The 20,937-nt window shown below is 63.7% G+C and carries 19 protein-coding genes; 14 read left to right on the top strand and 5 right to left on the bottom strand.

The features are described 5' to 3' along the window. Positions 1-6: 6 nt before the first annotated feature. The 4 genes from HFP57_RS03995 (at position 7) to HFP57_RS03980 (ending at position 4,114) form a co-directional block, all read left to right on the top strand. Positions 7-1,842 carry a M2 family metallopeptidase gene (locus tag HFP57_RS03995; protein WP_176868585.1) on the top strand — a complete coding sequence of 612 codons (1,836 nt, stop codon included), beginning with the start codon at positions 7-9 and terminating at the stop codon, positions 1,840-1,842. Further along, a complete protein-coding gene (locus tag HFP57_RS03990) occupies positions 1,830-2,528 on the top strand; it encodes an SIMPL domain-containing protein (RefSeq protein WP_176868584.1) in 699 nt (232 codons plus the stop codon). The genes HFP57_RS03995 and HFP57_RS03990 overlap by 13 nt, the downstream gene beginning before the upstream one ends. Positions 2,529-2,574: 46 nt before the next feature. Continuing rightward, positions 2,575-3,150, top strand: a complete 576-nt coding sequence (locus tag HFP57_RS03985; RefSeq protein WP_176868583.1) for a TetR/AcrR family transcriptional regulator — start codon at positions 2,575-2,577, stop codon at positions 3,148-3,150. Positions 3,151-3,229: 79 nt separating this feature from the next. Beyond that, on the top strand, positions 3,230-4,114 hold the full coding sequence (locus HFP57_RS03980) for an SDR family NAD(P)-dependent oxidoreductase (protein ID WP_176868582.1): 885 nt from the start codon (positions 3,230-3,232) through the stop codon (positions 4,112-4,114). Between the two features lie 55 nt (positions 4,115-4,169). Here HFP57_RS03980 and HFP57_RS03975 read toward each other — a convergent pair whose 3' ends face one another. The 3 genes from HFP57_RS03975 to HFP57_RS03965 all read right to left on the bottom strand — a co-directional run bounded on the left by HFP57_RS03975 (position 4,170) and on the right by HFP57_RS03965 (position 6,635). Then, positions 4,170-4,490 carry a hypothetical protein gene (locus tag HFP57_RS03975; RefSeq protein ID WP_176868581.1) on the bottom strand — a complete coding sequence of 107 codons (321 nt, stop codon included), beginning with the start codon at positions 4,488-4,490 and terminating at the stop codon, positions 4,170-4,172. 215 nt (positions 4,491-4,705) lie between these two features. Continuing rightward, positions 4,706-6,166, bottom strand: coding sequence for an AMP nucleosidase (locus HFP57_RS03970; protein WP_246263344.1), 1,461 nt, complete (start codon positions 6,164-6,166; stop codon positions 4,706-4,708). Continuing rightward, positions 6,159-6,635, bottom strand: a complete 477-nt coding sequence (locus HFP57_RS03965) for a peroxiredoxin (RefSeq protein WP_176868579.1) — start codon at positions 6,633-6,635, stop codon at positions 6,159-6,161. Before HFP57_RS03965 ends, HFP57_RS03970 begins: the two co-directional genes overlap by 8 nt. A gap of 183 nt (positions 6,636-6,818) precedes the next feature. On the opposite strand from HFP57_RS03965, the gene HFP57_RS17965 reads away from it, so the two are divergent. The 3 genes from HFP57_RS17965 to HFP57_RS03950 all read left to right on the top strand — a co-directional run bounded on the left by HFP57_RS17965 (position 6,819) and on the right by HFP57_RS03950 (position 8,375). Then, entirely contained in the window at positions 6,819-7,100 is a 282-nt protein-coding gene (locus HFP57_RS17965; RefSeq protein WP_246263342.1) for a YceK/YidQ family lipoprotein, read from the top strand. A 118-nt stretch (positions 7,101-7,218) separates the two neighbouring features. Next, complete coding sequence (locus HFP57_RS03955) at positions 7,219-7,737, top strand: nuclear transport factor 2 family protein (RefSeq protein WP_176868578.1); 519 nt, start codon at positions 7,219-7,221, stop codon at positions 7,735-7,737. A gap of 77 nt (positions 7,738-7,814) precedes the next feature. Further along, positions 7,815-8,375, top strand: coding sequence for a YqgE/AlgH family protein (locus tag HFP57_RS03950; protein WP_176868577.1), 561 nt, complete (start codon positions 7,815-7,817; stop codon positions 8,373-8,375). Between the two features lie 44 nt (positions 8,376-8,419). On the opposite strand, the gene HFP57_RS03945 is transcribed toward HFP57_RS03950, so the two are convergent. Further along, complete coding sequence (locus tag HFP57_RS03945; protein ID WP_246263587.1) at positions 8,420-9,247, bottom strand: LysR family transcriptional regulator; 828 nt, start codon at positions 9,245-9,247, stop codon at positions 8,420-8,422. Between the two features lie 125 nt (positions 9,248-9,372). On the opposite strand from HFP57_RS03945, the gene HFP57_RS03940 reads away from it, so the two are divergent. The 7 genes from HFP57_RS03940 (at position 9,373) to HFP57_RS03910 (ending at position 19,987) form a co-directional block, all read left to right on the top strand. Continuing rightward, positions 9,373-10,041, top strand: a complete 669-nt coding sequence (locus HFP57_RS03940) for a peroxiredoxin (RefSeq protein WP_176868575.1) — start codon at positions 9,373-9,375, stop codon at positions 10,039-10,041. A gap of 128 nt (positions 10,042-10,169) precedes the next feature. Then, on the top strand, positions 10,170-10,526 hold the full coding sequence (locus HFP57_RS03935; RefSeq protein ID WP_176868574.1) for an MBL fold metallo-hydrolase: 357 nt from the start codon (positions 10,170-10,172) through the stop codon (positions 10,524-10,526). Positions 10,527-10,679: 153 nt separating this feature from the next. Next, positions 10,680-11,303, top strand: coding sequence for a GNAT family N-acetyltransferase (locus HFP57_RS03930; protein ID WP_176868573.1), 624 nt, complete (start codon positions 10,680-10,682; stop codon positions 11,301-11,303). 183 nt (positions 11,304-11,486) lie between these two features. Next, positions 11,487-13,571: an amino acid permease gene (locus HFP57_RS03925; RefSeq protein WP_176868572.1), complete on the top strand. Its 2,085-nt coding sequence runs from the start codon at positions 11,487-11,489 to the stop codon at positions 13,569-13,571. A 223-nt stretch (positions 13,572-13,794) separates the two neighbouring features. Next, positions 13,795-15,204: an adenosylhomocysteinase gene (gene ahcY / locus HFP57_RS03920; protein WP_176868571.1), complete on the top strand. Its 1,410-nt coding sequence runs from the start codon at positions 13,795-13,797 to the stop codon at positions 15,202-15,204. Positions 15,205-15,369: 165 nt separating this feature from the next. Beyond that, on the top strand, positions 15,370-17,514 hold the full coding sequence (locus tag HFP57_RS03915) for a TonB-dependent receptor (RefSeq protein ID WP_176868570.1): 2,145 nt from the start codon (positions 15,370-15,372) through the stop codon (positions 17,512-17,514). A 130-nt stretch (positions 17,515-17,644) separates the two neighbouring features. After that, positions 17,645-19,987, top strand: a complete 2,343-nt coding sequence (locus HFP57_RS03910; protein WP_246263340.1) for a sensor histidine kinase — start codon at positions 17,645-17,647, stop codon at positions 19,985-19,987. Between the two features lie 102 nt (positions 19,988-20,089). Here the strand turns inward: HFP57_RS03910 and HFP57_RS03905 are convergent, their stop codons facing one another. After that, entirely contained in the window at positions 20,090-20,881 is a 792-nt protein-coding gene (locus tag HFP57_RS03905) for a class I SAM-dependent DNA methyltransferase (protein ID WP_218135069.1), read from the bottom strand. Positions 20,882-20,937: the final 56 nt, after the last annotated feature.

The following is a 20,937-nucleotide window of genomic DNA, read 5'->3' as shown; positions in this document are numbered from 1 at the left end:
TGTTCCATGAAAATCTTTGCGAAAATCGGCGCATCCGCGCTCGCGCTCGGCGCTGTCCTCGCCGCCACGCCGGCGCTGGCCGACAATCACGAGGCGCCGGCCGCCGAGCGCACGCCCGAGGCCGCGCGCGCGTTTCTCGATCAGTCGATGGTCGAGATGCGCGATCTCTTCACCATCTCGTCCCGCGCGGCCTGGGTCAATTCGACCTATCTCAACCAGGATACCGACGCGCTGAATACCTATTTCGGTACCCTGATCACGCAGATGCTGGTGCGGCTCGCCAATCAGGCGGCCGAATATGCCGAGGTCGACGGGCTCGATTACGATACCAGCCGCCAGCTCGATCAGCTGCGCTCGGGGATCGGCATGCCGGCGCCGACCCGCGATAGGGCCGCCGCCGAACTCAACGAACTCGCAACGGCGCTGAGCACCGCCTATTCGACCGGCCGGGCGACGATGAACGGAGAGGAAATCAACGGCAACGAGGCTGAGGCCCGGATGGGCACCGTCCGCGATCCCGCGCTGCTCGCCGAGATGTGGACCAGCTGGCACAATGACGCCGCCGATATGCGCGACAATTATTCGCGTATCGTGACCATCGCCAATGAGGGCGCGACCGAGCTCGGCTATGACAATGTCGGCGATCTCTGGCGTTCGGGCTACGACATGACGCCGGACGAGTTCGCCGCCATGACCGAGCGGCTCTGGAACGAGACCCGCCCGCTCTACGAAGAACTGCACTGCTATGTCCGCGCCGAACTCAACGAGGAATATGGCGACGAAGTGCAGGCGGAAAACGGCCCGATCCGCGCCGATCTGCTCGGCAATATGTGGGCGCAGGAATGGGGCAATATCTACGAGATCGTCGCGCCGGAACGGGCGGGCGATGTCGGTTACGACCTGACCGAACTTCTGGCCGCGGCTGACTACACGCCGGAGCGGATCGTCCGGACGGGCGAGGCCTTTTTCAGCTCGCTCGGCTTCGATCCGCTGCCCGAAACCTTCTGGACCCGTTCGCAGATCACCGAACCCCGGGATCGCAACGTCGTCTGCCATGCCAGCGCCTGGAACATCGACAGCGTCGACGATCTGCGCATCAAAATGTGCACGCGCGTCAATGCCGACGATTTCGTCACCGTGCATCACGAGCTGGGGCATAATTACTATCAGCGCGCCTATAACCAGCAGCCGCTGATTTACCAGAACAGCGCGAATGACGGCTTCCACGAGGCGATCGGCGATATGATCGCGCTGAGCGTCACGCCCGAATATCTGGTGCAGGTCGACCTGCTCGACGAGGCCGATGTGCCGGGCCCGGATCGCGATCTCGGCCTGTTGCTCCGCCAGGCGATGGACAAGGTCGCCTTTCTGCCCTTCGGCCTGCTGATCGACCGCTGGCGCTGGGGCGTCTTCGACGGTTCGATCACGCCCGATAATTACAACGCGGCATGGAACGAGATGCGGCTGCGCTATCAGGGCATCGCGCCCCCGGTCGAGCGGACCGAGGCGAATTTCGACCCGGGCGCCAAATATCATGTGCCGAACAGTGTCTCCTACACCCGCTATTTCCTCGCACGGATCCTGCAGTTCCAGTTCTACCAGGCAGCCTGCGAGCAGGTCGGCTGGGAAGGGCCGCTGCATCGCTGCTCCTTCTATGGCAACGAGGAAGTCGGCGCGCGGCTGAACGCGATGCTCGAAATGGGCTCCTCGCGGCCCTGGCCCGAAGCGCTGGAAGCGTTCACCGGGACCCGCGAAATGTCGGCCGAGCCGCTACTCGCCTATTTCGAGCCGCTCCAGACCTGGCTCCAGGGGCAGAATGAAGGCCGGGAATGCGGTTGGTAACCTGGCTTCTGCTGTTCATCTCGGCGCCCGTTGCGGCGCAGAGCGTCCAGTTGCAGACCGGTGAGATCCTTCTCAAGGTCGAGGCGGAAGGCGTCGTCAGAACTGCACCGGATCGTGCGACGTTCGACGCTGCAGTGGTGACCTCAGGAACGACAGCGCTGGACGCGATCGGGGCCAATAACGTGCTGGCGAACCGATTGATCGACGCCTTGCGGGGTGAAAACGTCCCGATTGTGACGATCGAGACCCGTCGCGTTAGCGTCGAACCGCGCTACAGGGATGATCGGAATATTCGTGCACCCTCGGATGTCGAGATCGTCGGCTATGTCGCGTCAAATCGGGTGACCGTCATGCTCGATGAGCTTGAGCATATTCCGGCAGTTTACGCGCTGATGTCGGAGAATGGAGCCAATGATATCGACGGACCACAACTGTCGCTGGCGAACCCTGAGGCTGCTTTGCGAGAGGCGCGCGCTCGAGCTGTGGAGGCTGCCCGACTGGAAGCTGAGGATTATGCTTCCGCCTTCGGGATGCGTGTCGGTCGCGTTCTGCAAGCGAGCGAGCGCAATCCACAATTCGAAAGCAGCAATGCCATCATCGTCACTGCCAGCCGCATCGCGCCTTTCGCGATCGGCGAGATCGAGACAAGCGTTGAGTTGTGGGTCGATTACGCGCTCGAACGGTAATACGCCGAATTGACACGCCTGTCATCTCAGCTGCTAGTCTGATCCCATGACCGCTCCGTCCACCCGGGATCGCCTGATCGATGCCGCATTCCGTGTCGTCGCCCGCGACGGCCTGGATGCGGCCAGCGTCAAGGCGATCGCCGCCGAGGCCGGGGTGAAGCCCGGCCTCCTTCATTATCATTTCAAGACCAAGGACGAGGTTCTCGAGGCGGCGGTCGAACGCGGCCTCGAAACCTATCTGGACCGGCTGCGCGGGCTGCTCGCGGACACGCCGCCCGATCGGGTGCTGGCCGCTTACGCGGATTTCATCCGCGACAATCTGGAGGCGCATCGCGACCTGTTTCGGGTTCGGCTCGGACTGGCGGTGCGCGCGATGAACGATCCGGCTCTGGGCGAGAAGCTGGCACAGGCCAACGCCCGTGCCCAGGACTCCATGGCGCAGATTTTCGCTGCGCATATGAGGGCGGCGAAGCCGGGCGAACGGCATCATGCGATCGCCCGGACGGCCAAATCCTCGTTCGAGGGCATCATGCTCTCCTGGCTCAGCCAGCCGGGCTATCCCATGCGTGAGACGTTCGACGTATGGGAAGGCGCGGTCCGGGAGATGATCGCCAAAGACTGATCCCCGCGCCTGTCCCACCACTTGACCCGGTGGTTGGTCTGGCTCATAAATTGGTTGGTTGACCAATCAGGAGCAGAGCATGCATATCGTGATGACCGGCGCGACTTCGGGGATCGGCGAAGAGGCGGCGAAGATCCTGCTCGAACGCGCGGACGTGCATCTCACCATCGGATCGCGTAGCGGTGCCAGCGGTCTCCCGCAGAGCGAGCGGCTGACCGTGCTGCCGCTCGACATGGACAGTCTCGAGAATGAGCGGCGCTTTGCCGATGCGGTGCGGGAAAGGGGCCCGGTCGACCGGCTGCTTCTCAATGCCGGACTTCAGCTGGCCAGACCCGAAAAGAGCGCCGACGGCTTCGAGCGGACGTTCGCAGTCAACCATCTCGCCCATTACCTGATGTTGCGGCTGCTGACCGGTTCGCTCGCGCCGGGCGCGCGGGTCGTCCTGACCGGCAGCGGCACGCACGATCCGGCCGAGAATACACCGGTCACGCCGCCCGACCATGCCGAGGCCGAATGGCTAGCCTATCCCGAACGCGATCCGAATCCGGCGAAGGGCACGCGCAAATTCTGCGCCCGCGCCTATTCATCCTCCAAGCTCTGCAACATCATGACGGCGCGCGAGTTTGCCGCCCGCCATCCCGAATTCACTGCCCTGTCCTACGATCCCGGCTATGTTCCGACGACGGGACTGGCGCGGGACTATCCGAAATGGCTGATGGCGATCGTCTCGCGCGTCATTCCGCTGCTGATGGCGCGCGACCGGACGAGCACCGTCCCGCGCTCCGGCCGCTACCTCGCGGACCTGGCCGTCGACGATCGCTATGCGCGCGGGCAGGGCGACTATTGGTCGGTGCGCGGCCCCGATCTGGTGAAGGCCGAACCCTCCGATCTGGCGCGCGACGCGGCGGCCGCGCGCAAGTTATGGGACGATAGCGCCCGGCTGGTCGGGCTCGAAAGCGCGTAAAAAAGGGGCGGCAGCCGGATCGACCACCGCCCCGGTTCCGGTTTTGGTACCGCGTTCAGTCGGCCCGCGGCTTCACCTTGGGCGGTGTGGCCTTCGCATCCTTGCGCTTGTCGTACATTTTCTTGCCGACCACGGCGCCGGCGGCTGCCGCGGCGACGCCGCCGACCGCGGCGGCGGTCTTGATCGGGTGCTTCTTGACCGTCTCGCCGACGGTCTTCGCGCCGCTGCCGACCTTGCCGGCCGCTCCCTTGGCGGTCTCGCCCACCTTGGTCGCCGTGCCTTTTGCGGTTTCGCTGACTTTGGCGGCCGCGCCCTTGGCCGTCTCGCCAGCCTTGCCGGCTGCGGATTTGGCCGTGGCGCTGATCTTGTCGGTCATGCCGGGCTTTTCGGCGGGCGGCGCTTTCGCCGTACTTTTCGCTGCCGGTTTCGCGGCGGGTTTGGTCGGTTTGCTTGCCATGATGTTCGGGCCTCCTGTGGCGTGATGTCCTATTGTCTAACCAATTCGCGAAACGGCATTCCGTTCCATCGCAGGACGGAGGACTATGCTTTCGCAGCTGTAACGACCCTGAACGGGCCTAGCACATATCCCGCCTAGCGGAAGGGCGGTTCGTCGAAAGCGCGCAGCTTGCGGCTGTGCAGCCGGGTTCCGAAGGCGCGCAGTTCGGCGACCGCGGCGATGCCGATCTCGATATGCTCGCGCACCGCGCGATCGTAGAAGAGATTGGCCTGGCCGGGCAGCTTGAGCTCGCCATGGAGCGGCTTGTCCGACACGCAGAGCAGGGTGCCGTAGGGCACCCGGTAGCGATAGCCCTGAGCGGCGATCGTCGCCGATTCCATATCGATCGCGACGGCGCGCGAGAGCGAGAAGCGCAACGCCGACTGGCTGTACCGAAGCTCCCAGTTGCGGTCGTCGGTCGTCACCAGCGTGCCCGTGCGCATGCGCCGCTTCAGCGCATCGGCCTCTTCGCCGGTCACGCTGCGCGCCGCGGCTTCGAGCGCCTGCTGGACCTCGGCGATCGGCGGGATCGGGATTTCGGGCGGCAACACCGCATCGAGCACATTGTCATCGCGCAGATAGGCATGGGCGAGCACATAATCGCCGATCCGCTGGCTGGGCCTCAAGCCCCCGCAATGGCCGATCATCAGCCAGGCCTCGGGGCGCAGCACCGCGAGATGATCGGTGATCGTCTTCGCGTTGGACGGGCCGACGCCGATATTGACGATCGAAATCCCGCCCCGGCCCTCGGCGGTCAGGTGATAGGCCGGCATCTGGTGTTTGCGTGCCGCAGCGGCGGTTTCCAGCGCCGCCGGATCGGCATCGTCGCAGGTCAGCTCGATCCCGCCCGCGCCGGAGAGCGTCCGGTACCGGTCACCATTCTTGAGCTGCTCGCAGCCCCACTCGACGAACTCGTCGACATAGCGCTGATAGTTGGTGAACAGGATATAGCGCTGCACATGCTCGGGCGGGGTGCCGGTGTAATGGCGCAGCCGGGCGAGGCTGAAATCTGTGCGCAACGCATCGAACAGCGCCAGCGGCCGGTATCTGGCGCGCTCGCTGTCCCACAGTCCGTCGGCCAGCTCGTCGCCGATATGCGCGAGTTCGGTGGCCGGGAAATGCCGGGCCAGCTCCTCGGCCCGCAATTCGCCAAGCTCGATACCGCTGCCGTCGAGCACATAGGGGAAAGGGATTTCCTGATGGCTGGGCGCAACATCGACGCTCACCCCGTAATCGGCCATCAGGATGCCGAGCTGTTCGGCCAGATAGTCGCGATACAGTTCAGGCCGCGTGACGGTGATCGCATAGTCCCCGGCTTCGGGCAGCCGGCCGTAGGAGCGTGGCCGCCGGTCCTCCGCCGGTCCTTCGCCGCCATAGCTGAGCCGGATTTCGGGATAGGCGAAGCCGCCCGACCGGCGCATATCGGGATCGGGCGGCGTGCCGTTTTCGATATAGGCGCGCACGGCATCGCGCAGCCGGTCGATGCTCTCCCGATAATGCCGGTCGAGTGCCTCGACGACCGCGGTTACGGCTTCCGTGCGTTCCGCCTCAGTCAAGCTGACCGAGCATATATTCGGCCGAGCTGACCTTGTATTCGCCGGGCGCCTCGACATTGAGCGTCTCGACCACGCCGTTATTGACCACCATCGAGAAACGCTGGCCGCGCGTGCCCATGCCGAAACCGGTGCCGTCCATCGTCAGGCCGACCGCTTCCACGAATTCGCCGTTGCCGTCGGCGAGTGCCGTCACCTGGTCGGCGTCCTTGGTCCATTCGCCCATCACGAAGGCGTCGTTCACGGCCGTCGTCGCGATCTCGTCGATACCCTTGGCCTTCAGCTCGTCGGCCTTTTCGACATAGCTGGGCAGATGCTTGGCCGAGCAGGTCGGCGTGAAGGCGCCGGGTACGGAGAAGAGCGCGATCTTTCGTCCGTCGAAAAACGCGTCGTGATCGACCGGCTGCGGGCCGTTTTCGGTCATCGTCACGAAATTGGTCTTGGGGAGGGTGTCGCCTTCGCTGATCGTCATGATGGGCTCCTGCTGATTGGGGGTCTGAATAGCGTGATACCGATCAACCATGAATGTTTGCGGACGTCCAGCGCAATTCGCCGAAAAAGGCGCATCGTTGCACATGATCTGTTATGGCGGCTATGCCATGGGGAACGGATCGTAACCGGCATCGGCCATTTTGTGCCCTTTTTGGAGAGTGTTATGCGTATCATGATCGTGACCCTGATGGCGCTGCTGCTGAGCGGCTGCATCGCGCGAACCGCCGCGAGCGTCGTCACCGCGCCGTTCAAGGCGGTCGGTCAGGCCGCCGACTGGGCGACGACCAGCCAGGACGAAGCCGATCGCAATCGGGGCAGGGAGATTCGCGAGGAAGAGGAACGGCTCGGCCGCGAATGGCGCGAATGCATGGAAGATCATGAACGCGCCTATTGCGACGAGATCTACTACAGCAATGCGCGCGCGCAGCCGCCCGAAGAGGATTGAGACTGCCCGGTCGGTTTGCGATTCGTCGATGATGTCGGCTGACCGGTCGAACGCCCCGCTGTAATTCCGCGCGTGTCTGATACTCCGATGCGTGTCGTCGCAATGGGGAGAGACGGACATGCGATATATCTGGCCGCTACTATGCGTGGCTCTGGCGTCCTGCGCGCAAGCTGCGGACGATGTGAGCGAAGTGGACGACGCAGCGCTCCGCCAATGGGTGGATAGCTATTACGGCGACTATCTTCGTCCGGGCGTCACGGCCGAGCAGTTGCTGACCCATTATGCCGAGGATGTGGAATTCGTCGATCCGACGTTCCGTATCGACGTCCGGGGGCACGACGGTCTTATGGGTGTCTTCGGACAGTTGGGAACGCCAGAATCCAATTATCGCGACGTCGAGTGGCAGATCGACAAGGTGATGGTGGACGGACAAAGTGTCGCGGTGAACGGCGTGATGAGCGGCGCATGGTTCGGCTGTCCATTCGAAATGGCCTTCGTCACGATCTTCGATATCGAGGACGGCCTGATCGCGCGGCAGCAGGATTTCTTTGCGGCCTCGACGTTCGACGAGCAGGTGGCGCTGGATCGCGAAACGGGTTTGCCGACCTGCGAGACGAGCACGGCGTCGGCCGGGTAGTCATTTCGGGGCGTATGGGGTGCGTTTCGGGCCGGGATACACTGGACCCGAAGCGCCCACCCGCTACAGTCCCGGTTATGGATTCACCGACCTTCTACTCCGGCCAGTTGCTGCTCGCCTTGCCCGGCATGGGCGATCCGCGGTTCGAGCGCGCCGTCATCGCGATGTGCGCGCATGACGAGCAGGGCGCGCTCGGCATCGGGATCGGCAATGTGATCGCCAATGTCGGTTTCCATACGCTGCTGAACCAGCTCGAGATCGAGGTCGGCGACGCGCCGGACGCGCCTGTGCATCTCGGCGGGCCGGTCGAGCCGCAGCGCGGGTTCATCATCCACAGCCTCGACTGGGGCGGCGAGGATAGCGTGCAGGTCGGCGACAAATGGGGACTGACCGGAACGCTCGACATATTGCGCGCGATCGCCGAGGGCAGGGGGCCCGAACGCTGGCTCTCCGCGCTCGGCTATGCCGGATGGTCGCCGGGTCAGCTCGACGAGGAGATGACCCGTCACGGCTGGTTCACCGCCGAGGGCGATGCCGACATCCTGTTCGATACCGAGGCCGAGAAACGCTGGGCGGAGAGCTATCGCAGGGCGGGCGTCGACCCGGCGCTGCTGGCGCATGACGCGGGACATGCCTGATCGGGCGGCGGATCGGTCCGGCCGACTTCACTTGACGGCTGACTCTATTTGAACGTGTCGAAGACGTCCGCCAGCCAGTCGGTCACGATGCGCGTGTCCGGATCGTCGCGCAGATGCTCCTGCACGAGCAGCCAGATCGGACGGGTGAGCCCGAGGCGCTCGAGCTTCAGTTCGGGCTTGTCCCAAAGGTCGCCGCACATGAAATCGGGCAGGAAACCGATGCCGTCGCCATTGAGCAGCATCCGCTTGGACGGCGACATGCCGTTGACGATGATCATCGGGAGCTTGACGCCGACCTTGGCGCGCAGCGTCTCGCGTTCCTCCTTTTTCGGGTGCTGCGAAGAATAGCCGGTTACGAAGGCGGGTTCGCGGTCGGCCGGGCGAACCAGGACCCATTCGAAATCGGTCAGCTTGCGCATGACGAGATTGCCGCGCTCGGGCCGCGCGAGCCGGAGCGCGATATCGGTCTCCCAGCGGGAAAAGCTCGCCAGCTCGGTCGACAGCAGGATCTCGATATGGAGGTGCGGGTGCTTGGCGATCAGCGACGATAGCCCGGGCGCGAGATAATGGGTCGCCATCGCCTCCACGGCGGCGATCCGCCGGCGCACCACCGGCCGGTCCGCCTCCTCGGGGATCCGCAGCCGCTCGGCCTCCTTCTTCATCCGCTTCGCCGCTTCGAGCACGCGGCGCCCGGCCGCGGTCGGGCGGCGCTGGCCGTCGGCGGTATCGAAGATCTTGAACCCCAGATCGCCCTCGAGCCGGGCGAGTCGCCGCGAAACGGTGGTCTCGTTGAGGCCGAGCTGCTGCGCCGCCCCGGCATAGCTGCCGCTGCGCAGGATCGCCGAGGCGATGCGAAGATCGTCCCAATGCATTGAGATCACACTTCTGTTCCCGATCCTGCGAAATTGCAACCCGAGGTCGAAAACAAGCTGCGTGACTGCAGGATCGATGCCGCCCTATCACGCCGTCCATCGCACAACCGAAAGGACGGACAATCATGCTGACTATTGGAAACACGGTTCCCGATTTTCGCGCCGAAACGAATTGCGGCGCGATCGATTTTCACGACTGGATGGCGGACAAATGGTGCGTCCTCTTCTCGCATCCGAAGGACTTCACGCCGGTCTGCACGACCGAACTCGGCGAGGCCGCGCGCCTGTCGGCCGAGTTCGAGCGGCGTGGCGCGAAGCTGATGGGCCTCAGCGTCGACGGCGCGGAGCGGCATAACGACTGGTCGCAGGACATCCAGAAGGTGACGGGCTTCATGCCGGCCTTCCCGATGATCGCCGACACGGACCTTGCGATCTCGAAAATGTTCGGCATGCTGCCGGCCGATGCCGAGGGTTCTTCCGACGAGCGGACCGCCGCGGACAATGCGACGGTGCGGACCGTCTTCATGATTGCGCCCGACAAGACGGTGCGCATGGCGATGGCCTATCCGATGAGCACGGGGCGCAATTTCGCCGAGCTGCTGCGCGTTCTCGACTCGCTGCAGCTGACCGAAAACAACCAGGTCGCGACGCCGGCCAACTGGCAGCCGGGCGAAGACGTCTTCATCCTGCCGTCGATCGGCGACGAACAGGCGGCCGAGATGTTCGGCTCCTGGACCAGCCGGCTCCCGTACATGCGCATCGTGCCCCAGCCGAAAATGGCGGACGCGGCCTGACCGCAAAAAGGGTCGCGAACCATCCCCCCGAGGCGGGGCGGCGGAAAGCGCCGCCGCCCCGCCCATGGAGCGAAACCATCATCTTTCACCAGCTCTTCCATGCACGTGCGAACGCCTTCGCCTATCTGATGGCCAACCACGGCCATTGGGGCGTCGATCTCGACGTGAAGGAACTGTCGCTCGCGATCGAAACCGAAAACGGACTGGTCCTGATCGTCGGCTGCAGCCATCCGACGATCGAAACCATCGTCCGGACGGCGACCGAAGCCACGGGGCGGTCGGTCGACACGATCATCGGCGGCCTCCATCTGCTGCCGGCCGACGATCGCGAGATCCGGCGCGTCGCTGAAGCGCTGCGCGACGAGTGGCGGGTGCGCCATATCGCGCCGGGTCACTGCACGGGCGAACATGCGCTGGCGGTCATCCGCGATGTGTTCGGCGCCGGTTTCATCGAGGCGGGCCTGGGTTCGTCGATCATGCGTTAGAACCCCCGCAATCCGGCGTAGCCGCGCGTTTTCGCCACGGGGCCGGTTCAAATCGGGCATCGCCATGTCGGCTTTTCGGGGACATCCGCGCGAATCCCGGATATGGAGTCTTCCGGTCGCCCCGCCGCTCGGCAAAGCCGGAAAGGATAACGCATGCCCGCCCGTGTCGATTTCCGGAACCGTCCGCGTGCGGTGGAAACGCATCTCGACGACGGTGCGCCGATCTGCCTGCGCCCGATCCGCCCGTCGGACGAGGAGGCGATAGAGCGGGGTATCCAGGAGCTCTCCGACCGCTCCCGCTATCTGCGGTTCTTCTCGTCCTTCAAGAGCGCGCCGCCTTCGGTCGTCGAGCGTCTGTCGGCCGTCGACGGGTTCGATCATATCGCCTGGGGCGCGGTGATGACCGACGAAGACGGCCAGCCGCCGGTCGCCGCCGCGCATGCCATCCGCGGCAGCCATGATTCCGATACCGCCGATCTCGCCATCGCCGTGCTCGATCGGTATCACGACCGCGGCATAGCCCGCCTGCTGCTCGCCGCGCTGGTTCTCGATTGCCGGGCGGCCGGTCTCACCGAGCTGACGTTCGACATCCTCTACGCCAACACGCCGGCGATAACGCTCGTCAAATCCCTCGGCGCGGAGACGCGCTCCAAGGCGTCCACGGTGATCACCTACAGCCTCGATGTCGAACAAACGCTTTCGCGCCTGAAGCGGATGGCCGAACCGCGCGGGCTGACGGAGGTCTTCGCTGCATTCGAGACCGCACCGATCGGCTGAACCGGGCGCCGGGATATCGGTCCTGAAACGCGGTGCGCGCTTTCGCGATTGAAGGGGCGGCGGTGTCCGAACAACGGATGCGAAGCAGAATTGGCCGCTGCTGCTTGCGGTCTTCATTGCCTGTTCCAGCGCTTCAAGCCTAAGGGATGGAATCGGAACCATTTTTTGCGTAGGAAAAGAACGATGGCCGGTGAAGCCGAAACCCAGGGACAGGCCAAGCTTTCCAAGAATCTGAAACTGTTCGATGTCTATGCGATGGCGACCGGCGCCATGTTCTCGTCCGGACTTTTTCTCCTGCCGGGCATCGCCGCCGCCGATACCGGCAATTCCGTGTATCTCGCCTATCTGGCGGCGGGTTTCCTGATCCTGCCGGCGATGTACTGCATGGCCGAACTGTCGACCGCCATGCCGAAATCGGGCGGCACCTATTTCTTTCTCGACCGGGCGATGGGCCCGCTCATGGGAACGATCGGCGGGCTCGGGTCCTGGATCGCCGTCGTCTTCAAAAGCGCCTTCGCGCTGGTCGGGATGGGCGCCTATCTCGGCCTGTATCTCGATGTTCCGATAACCATCACCGCGGTCGTGCTCACCCTGGTGTTCGGCGCGGTCAATTATCTTGGCGCCAAGGAAACCACGTTCCTGCAACGGATCCTCGTCACCATCCTCGTCGTCATCCTCGGCGCGTTCACGATTCTTGGCCTAGCCGAAGTTGGCGTGCCGGCTGTCTTTGCGCCGGAACGGGATTATGGCGCATTCTTCTCCGGCGGCCTGGTCGGTTTCGTATCCACGGTGGGGCTCGTCTTCGTATCCTATGCCGGCCTGACCAAGGTCGCGAGCGTTGCCGAAGAGGTGGAAAATCCCGATCGCAACATTCCGCTCGGCATGCTGCTCTCGCTCGTCACCGCGACGGCGATCTATACGCTGGGCACGCTCATCCTCGTCAAATTGCTGGAGCCCGACGCGCTGTTCGGCAGCCTCACACCGATGGCCGACGGCGCGGCGGCGTTTCTCGGCTGGATGCCGTTCGATCTCGGCGTGTTGCTGATCGTGGTGTCGGCGATCGCCGCCTTCGCATCGACCGGCAATGCCGGGATCATGTCGGCCTCGCGCTATCCCTATGCGATGGCCAAGGACAAGCTGGTGCCCGAAAAGCTGTCCCGCCTCAGCCGGTTCGAGACGCCGACGCTCGCCATCGCGCTGACCGTGGCGACGATGATCGCCGTGCTCGTTCTGTTCGACGTGGCGTCGGTTGCGAAACTCGCCAGCGCGTTCCAGCTGCTGCTGTTCGGGCTCGTCTGCATCGCCGTGATCGTGATGCGCCAGAGCGGGATCGATTCCTACAAGCCCGGTTACAGGACGCCGCTCTATCCCTGGCTGCCGGTCGCCGGGATCCTGATCGCCTTCTGGCTGATCATCGAGATGGGCATCCTGTCGATCGCGTTCACCGGGATGATCGTGATCGGTTGCGCGCTCTGGTATCAATTCTATGCGGCCGACAAGGTGCGTCGCCGGGGCGCCATCTTCCATGTGCATGAACAGCTCGGCAGGGCCCGCTACGAGGGCATCGAAACCGAACTCATGTCGATCGTGCATGATCGGACGGCAGACGAAAATCTCGCCTATGAGCGCGTGATCGCGCGATCCGCGATGATCGATATTGGCGAGGGCCATTTCGATTTCGACATATTGCTGGAGCGGACCGTGACCATCGCCGAAGAGCGGTTCGATATCGATCCGGACGATCTGCGCGCCGCCTTCGCCGACGCGCCGTTCGAAAGGCACCGGATCCTGCCGCGGATCCTGCTCATGCACCGCACCTTTGGGCTGATCGAGAACCCCAAGCTGTTCGTCTTCCGGTTCGGCGGCAGTGCGCGCCTGTCGTTCGACACCGATTATGACCTGCATACGGCGATGATCTTGCTCGTGCCCGAAGAACCGGTCGGCCTCGATCTGCGCATCGCCGGCCATATCGCCGAAATCGCAAGCAGCGACCGCTTTGAGAAACGCTGGCTCGCGGCCGCAGACGAACAGGCGATGAATGCCGTGCTGGTCCGCGACGACCATTTCCTGCACGCCCCGGTGGCCGACATCCCGTCGATCGCTGACAAGGCCGGCCGGAGGGTCGACGAGATCGATCTGCCCGCTTCGTGCCTGATCGTCATGATCGAGCGCGACGGAGAACTGATCATCGCGCGCGGCGATCTGGCGTTGCGCCGAGACGATCTGATCTCCGTTATCGGCGAACCGGAGGATCTCGATCGGCTCTAGGAAGCCGGGCGGGTTTGCGGTTTCAAACAGAACATGCGTTTCGGCGTGCAACGGCGCTTACGGTTGCCAGCGAGGCTTCATCGCCTCTCCGGATTTCACATATAAAGAATTCTTTATATTCCATTTGCAATCCCGGGCGGAGGCCTGTAAATAGGCGTGCATGACGGCCGCTGCTGCTATGCGCGGCTTTTCTTTTTGACCTATTCGAACAGGAGCCTTCTTCATGGCCACCGACGTCCTTGAAGCCAAACAGGATTATATTGTCGCCGATATCGGCCTCGCCGATTACGGCCGGCGCGAACTCGATATCGCGGAAACCGAAATGCCGGGCCTCATGGCGACGCGCGAGGAATATGGCCAGGAGCAGCCCTTGAAGGGCGCGCGCATTGCCGGCTGCCTCCACATGACGATCCAGACCGCCGCGCTGATCGAGACGCTGACGGCGCTCGGCGCCGAGGTGCGCTGGGCCTCGTGCAACATCTATTCGACGCAGGACCATGCGGCCGCCGTGATCGCGGCCTCGGGCGTGCCGGTCTTCGCCAAGAAGGGTGAGACGCTGGCCGAATACTGGGAATATGTCGATCACATCTTCCAGTGGGGCGAAGAGCCCTGCAACATGATCCTCGACGATGGCGGCGATGCCACGATGTACATCATCTGGGGCGCGCGCGTCGAAGAGGGCGAGGACATGCCCGCGCCGACCAATGAGGAAGAAGAGGAAATGCAGAAGGTGCTGAAGAAGCGCCTTGAAACGAGCCCCGGCTTCTTCACCAGGACGCGCGACGCGATCAAGGGCGTGTCCGAAGAAACGACGACCGGTGTCCTGCGGCTTTACGAACTCGCCAAGCAGGCGAAGCTGCCTTTCCCGGCGATCAACGTGAACGACAGCGTCACCAAGTCGAAATTCGACAACAAATATGGCTGCAAGGAATCGCTGGTCGACGGCATCCGCCGCGCGACCGACGTGATGATGGCGGGCAAGACCGCCTGCGTCGCCGGCTATGGCGATGTCGGCAAGGGCTCGGCGGCATCGCTGCGCGGCGCCGGCGCCCGTGTGATGGTGACGGAAATCGATCCGATCTGCGCGCTGCAGGCAGCGATGGACGGCTTCGAAGTCGTGACGATGGACGAGGCCGCACCGCGCGCCGACATCTTCGTGACCGCGACCGGCAACAAGGATGTCCTCACGCTCGATCATATGCGCGCGATGAAGGACATGGCCATCGTCGGCAATATCGGCCATTTCGACAATGAGATTCAGGTCGGCGCGCTCAAGAATCTCGAACATGTCGAGGTCAAGCCGCAGGTCGACATGTACACCTTCCCGGACGGTAAGCGGATGCTGCTCCTCTCGCAGGGGCGCCTGCTCAACCTCGGCAATGCGACCGGCCATCCGAGCTTCGTGATGTCGGCGAGCTTCACCAACCAGGTGCTTGCCCAGATCGAACTGTTCACCAATCACGGCACCTACGGCCATCAGGTCTATGTGCTGCCCAAGCATCTCGACGAGAAGGTCGCCAAGCTCCATCTCGACAAGCTCGGTGTCCAGCTGACCGAGCTCTCGAAAGAGCAGGCCAGCTATATCGGCGTCGAACAGCATGGGCCGTACAAGACGGACCAGTATCGCTACTAGGCGAAGCCGAACCCGATCGAGAGGGGCGTCCATCCGGTGCGATGGGCGCCCCTTTTTTGTCTGGGACGGGCAGGGGGCGGACGGATCGATGAACCGCCCCGTCCGTTAGACGAACCGTTCTCATCTGCGATTGATATGTTGTCACATACCGAATAGGCCACCGGCATGACCTACAGACATTCCCTCTCGGCCAAGGCCGTTCTCGCGGCAAGCGTCGCATTTCTTTCCGTTCCCGCCATCGCTCAGGATGCCAGCGAACAGCCCTCCGGCGATGATTTTCACGGCGATGCCAGTGCGCAGATCGTTGTGACTGCATCCTTTGTTGACGAACTCGATCTGCTCGCTGGCACGTCGACCTTGTCGGGAACCGATCTTGATCAGGCGATCCGCCCTCAGATCGGCGATGTGCTCACCGCCTTGCCGGGTGTTTCGGCCACCTCTTTCACGCCCGGCGCGTCGCGGCCGGTGTTGCGCGGCTTTCAGGGTGAGCGGATCCGCGTCCTGACTGACGGTATCGGCGCGATCGATGCGTCGAACACCTCGGCCGACCATGCCGTTACTATCGATCCGATCACCGCCTACCGGATCGAGGTGCTGCGCGGCCCGGCGGCACTGCTCTTCGGCAGCCAGGCCATCGGCGGCGCGGTCAACGTATTCGACCGGCGTATTCCGCGGGAAATTCCCGACGAACCGATCCATATCGACGCGGTCACTTCCTATGGGTCCGCTGCGGACGAATGGAGCATTGCGGGCGGCGTAGACCTTCCCCTGACGTCCAATCTCGTCCTGCATGTCGACGGCAGCTATCGCGACAGCGATGATCTCGACATATCCGGCTTCGCGCTTTCGCCGGCGCTGCGGGCCGAACAGCTCGAAATCGCCGCCGAAGAAACCGAGGAAGGCAATCTCGGTGAGGCGGAAGAAGCGCTCGAACTCGCCAATCTCCGCGGCACCATTCCCAACTCGGCGGTCGAAACGCTCACCGGCGGTGCCGGGCTCGCGCTGATCGAGGAATGGGGCAATATTGGCGTATCGGTCAGCTATTTCGGCAGCGATTACGGTATCCCGGCTCGTCCCGGCGCCGAACATGCCCATGAAGAGGGCGAAGAAGAAGGTGAAGAGGAAGAAGAGGAAGAAGGCCCCGTCACCATCGATCTGGAGCAAATTCGCGCCGATCTGCGCGGTGAGATCCGGGTTGCCAACGGCTTTCTCGACAGCATCCGTATCCGCCTTGGCTATTCGGACTATACCCATACCGAATTCGAGGGTGATGAGGTCGGCACCCGGTTCTTCGTCGATGGTTTTGAAGGGCGGCTCGAATTTGTCCAGCGTGCGCAGGGAAGCTGGCGCGGTGTCATCGGCACACAGCTCTATGTTCGCGATTTCGATGCGATCGGGGCGGAAGCCTTTGTACCGGAAAACAATACCGAGCAGGTCGGCCTGTTTACGCTGCAGGAATTTGATGTCGGCGCGCTTCATGTCGAGGTGGCCGGTCGTTACGAACACACCAATGTCAGCTCCGGACCGGTCGGCGTCGACCGCAGTTTCAACGCCTTTTCCGGCGCGATCGGCGCCAATGTCGATGTTGCGCCCGGCGTCATCATCGGCGCGAACTTCTCGCGCGCCGAACGCGCGCCGTCGGCCGAAGAGCTGTTCTCCAACGGGCCGCATATCGCGACCCAGGCATTCGAGATCGGCAACCCCAATTTCGACACTGAAAAGAGCATCGGGCTAGAAGGCTATATTCGCGGCGAAGCCGGCGGCGTGAACTTTGCGCTGACGGGCTATGTGAGCTGGTTCGACGATTTCATTTTCGATACCGCAACGGGCGAGGAGGAAGACGATCTCCCGGTCTTCCAATATTTCCAGCGCGATGCGACCTATTATGGCTTTGAAGCCGAGATTTCCGCGACCCTGGCCGAAGTTGGCGAGTTCCGGATCAATGCGGACGCCGTGGCCGATTATGTCCGCGCGAGCATCGAAAATGGCGGCGGCCCGGTTCCACGGATACCGCCGTTGCGCCTGTTGGGTGGTCTCGAAGCCCAGTCGGACAATTTCGACGCCCGCGCCGAAGTGGAATGGGTGGCCGAACAGGATCGCGTCGCGGCGTTCGAAACAACGACCGACGATTTCACCTTGGTCAACGCGTCGATCGCCTGGCGGCCCTGGGGACGGGCGAACGGCACATCGCTGTTTGCGTCGGTCAACAATCTCTTCGACGTTAACGCGCGGCGCCACGCCTCCTTCACGAAGGATTTCGTTCCGCTTGCGGGTCGCGACTTCCGGTTCGGAGCCCGGTTTAGCTTTTAGCGGTCCCGCCCGGGTAATCGGCACGGGCGGTAATTCGCCCGATCACTCCCAGCCTGGCGGGCATCGCGTCTTCCCGAACCCCCCATCGAGGGGCTAGAAGCGCTCCCATGGTTCGGGGCGGCAGCGCATAATGATCACGATTTCGACGACTGCGGCCGTTTTCACCGGCATGCTGCTCGCCGCCTGGCTGGGCCTGGCCGTCTGGGCGACCGTTCTCGGGCTGAAACGCAAGGCGGCGGGCGAGCAGGCCGCGGCGGCGGCGCGGCGGGGCGGCATGCTGCTCGAAAGCGCGCCGACCGTGTTCTTGGTGATCGACCTGAAGGGCCGGATCGATGCGGGCCCCGGGCTCGCCGAATGGCTCGGCTTCTCGGCGCCGCCGAAGCGCCTCGCCGATCTGAAGGACGTACTCAGCGAGGACCGATTCGCCGATTTTTCGGAAACCGTGAAGGCCGCCTGCCGCACGGCCAAGCCGTTCGGGATGGAGCTGCGCGTCACTGGTTCCGACCGCATCCTGTACGCGCAGGGCGGGCCTGCGCCCGACGAACTGGGCGGCAACCAGGCGGCGATGATCTGGATCTTCGACGCCACCGACACCCGTAGCGAGATCCTGGCATTGACCAGCCGCGCGGACCGGGCGGTCGAGGCGCTGGACGCGCTGTCCGGGCTGATCGAGGCCGCGCCCTTCCCGATGTGGCACCGCGCTCCGGATCTGCGCCTCACGCTCGTCAACCAGGCCTATGTCCGCGCCGTCGAGGCGGAGAATGCGGCCGAGGTGATCGCCCGCGGGCTCGAACTGGTCGAAATGTCGGGACGGGACAGCGCCCAGGCGGTCGCGGCGCGCGTCCGGGAGGAAGAGAAGGCGCATGTCCGCACCGTTCCGGCGACGCTGGGCGGTGAACGGCGGATGATGCAGATCGTCGACGTGCCGCTGGGAGAAGCCGGGGTCGCCGGCTATGCCGTCGATGTCGAGCAGCTCGAACAGGCGCGCGCCGAGCTCGGCCGCTTCGCCCGGGCGCAGCGCGACATGCTCGACCTGCTCTCGGCCGGCGTCGCGCAGTTCGGTGCGGATCGCACGCTCATCTTTTCCAACCAGCCGTTTCAGCGCATCTTCGAAATGAAGACCGAATGGCTGGCCGACCGCCCCGAATTCGATCGCGTACTCGATCGGATGCGAGAGGCGGACCGGGTGCCCGAAGCGCGCGATTTCCCCGAATGGAAGGCCGAGCGGCGCCAATGGTTCCAGTCGGGCGACGAGCCGATCGAGGAGAATTGGCTGCTGACCGATGGCACGCATCTGCGCGTGGTGGCCCAGCCGCTGCCGGACGGCGGCCTGCTGCTGATCTTCGAGGACCGGACCGAGCAGGCGCAGCTGGCGAGCGCGCGCGATATCCTGCTGCGCGTCCGGACCGCGACACTGGACAATCTTTCCGAGGCGATCGGCGTGTTCGCGGCGGACGGGCGGCTCCATATCTGGAACCGGCGGTTTCGGGAGATCTGGGGGTTTGCCGAGGAGACGCTCGCCGCGCATCCCCGGGTGGACGATCTCACCGATGCGATTGCCGGCCAGTTTCTCGGCGGCGGCAGTGCCGAGGCGATCCAGAATGCGGTGCGCGTCGCCACCAGCGAGCGGCAGCAGCAGGGCGGCCGGCTGGCCCTGCGCGACGGCCGCTATTTCGATTTTGCCGCGGTGCCGCTGCCCGACGGCAATGCGCTGTTCACCCTGCTCGACATCTCGGACAGCAAGCGGATCGAGGCGGCGCTGATCGAGCGCAACGAGGCGCTCGAGGCCGCCGACCGGCTCAAGACGGCTTTCGTCTCCAACATCAGCTACGAACTGCGCACGCCGCTAACCTCGATCGCGGGTTTCGCCGAGATGCTCGACGGCGGCTATGCGGGCGAGCTGCCCGAACAGGCGGGCGATTATGTGAAGGCGATCCTCGATTCCGTCGCGACGCTGCGCGTCCAGATCGACGAGGTGCTCGATCTCGCCCAGGGCGAGGCCGAGGATCTGCCGATGGAGAAGGCCGAGGTCGATCTGCAGCTGGTCTGCGAGGAAGCAGCCGCCGATGCGCGTCAGCGGGCCGCCGCCCGCAACCACGAATTCGTCGCCGAGATCGACTGGTCGGTGGGCAGCGTGACCGGCGACGCGCGTCGGTTGCGCCAGTCGCTCGACCATCTGCTGCGCAATGCGATCCGCTATACGCCCGAAGGCGGCCGCGTCCTGCTCCACGCCGAAGGCACGACGACCGAGGCGCGGATCACTATCTCCGACAATGGCGTCGGCATCGCGGAGAACGAAAAGGCCCGCGTCTTCGACCGGTTCCACCGCGGCGCGGGCGAACAGCAGTCGCGCGCGCTGGGCCTCGGCCTGCCGCTGACGAAACAGTTTGTGGAGGCGCATGGCGGAACGCTCGAACTCGAAAGCGAACCGGGCGAGGGGACGTTCGTGACGATTGTGCTGGGGCGGGGGTAATTTCGGTGACAGGGTGACAGTGCACTTAACTGCCGCGAAGTCGTTGCCAGCCTCACTCTCGTAAATGAATTAAGTGCACTATCACCGTGATACTGTAATCCGTCAGCCGTCGAGCAAATCCCTCGAGAGCGGGCCGCGTTTTCTGGCGATGATCGTGAAGTAGAAAATGGGATCGCCGTCGATCGACAGCCGGTGCCGATAGCGTTCGAGATGGTGCAGCTCGACGAGATCGCCATAGAGCAGCGCCTTGATCAGCTGCGCGAAGCCCGATGCGTCTTCGTTGGACAGGAAATCGGTGCGGATCGTGAAGGCGATCCAGCCCCGGTCCGAAATGATGTTGGCCGCGCTCAGAAAGGCTTCGGCGGGAATATCGTCGAAGCCCAGGGCCGCCACCGTGGTCATCGCCGAAAACCGCCAATCCTCGAGCGACTGCTTTTGCTTCGCATCGAGCGCGGTAATGTCGGCCACCAGATAATCGTCATACACGCCGGGCCGATCGCGCGTGGCCGCCTGTTCCGCTTCGGGAATGATGTCCGCGCCGACCAGCCGCGCAACGTTGAACCGTTTCAGTTCCTCCCCGACGATGCCGTTTCCAGCGCCCAGATCGAGTACCCGCAGCGTTTCGACCCGATCCTCGGCCTCCTTTACGGCATTGGCGAGCGCATCGACTACGCGTTGAGGAGATGCGCATTGCAGGCGGTCGTAAAAGAGCTGTTCGTAAAGGCCGGGGCGGTCGTAGATCGCATCATAATCGTGGAACCGGATTTTGCGTTCCTCGCCATCCTCTTCGAGGAAGAAAAAGGCCTGGTTCTGATCGAAGTCGTACGATGATTCCTTAGGGAAACGCACATTATGCAGTCTGTCGGTATCGATATCGGACAATTCGTGTAGCACGGATACTCCTTCTTCTAAGCGCTTGATTGTCTAGCAGTGTTGCATTGCGGTATAAA

The sequence above is a fragment of the Parasphingopyxis algicola genome (genome assembly GCF_013378075.1).
Classification (GTDB): domain Bacteria; phylum Pseudomonadota; class Alphaproteobacteria; order Sphingomonadales; family Sphingomonadaceae; genus Parasphingopyxis; species Parasphingopyxis algicola.
This window is presented reverse-complemented; position numbering and strand designations above follow the sequence as displayed.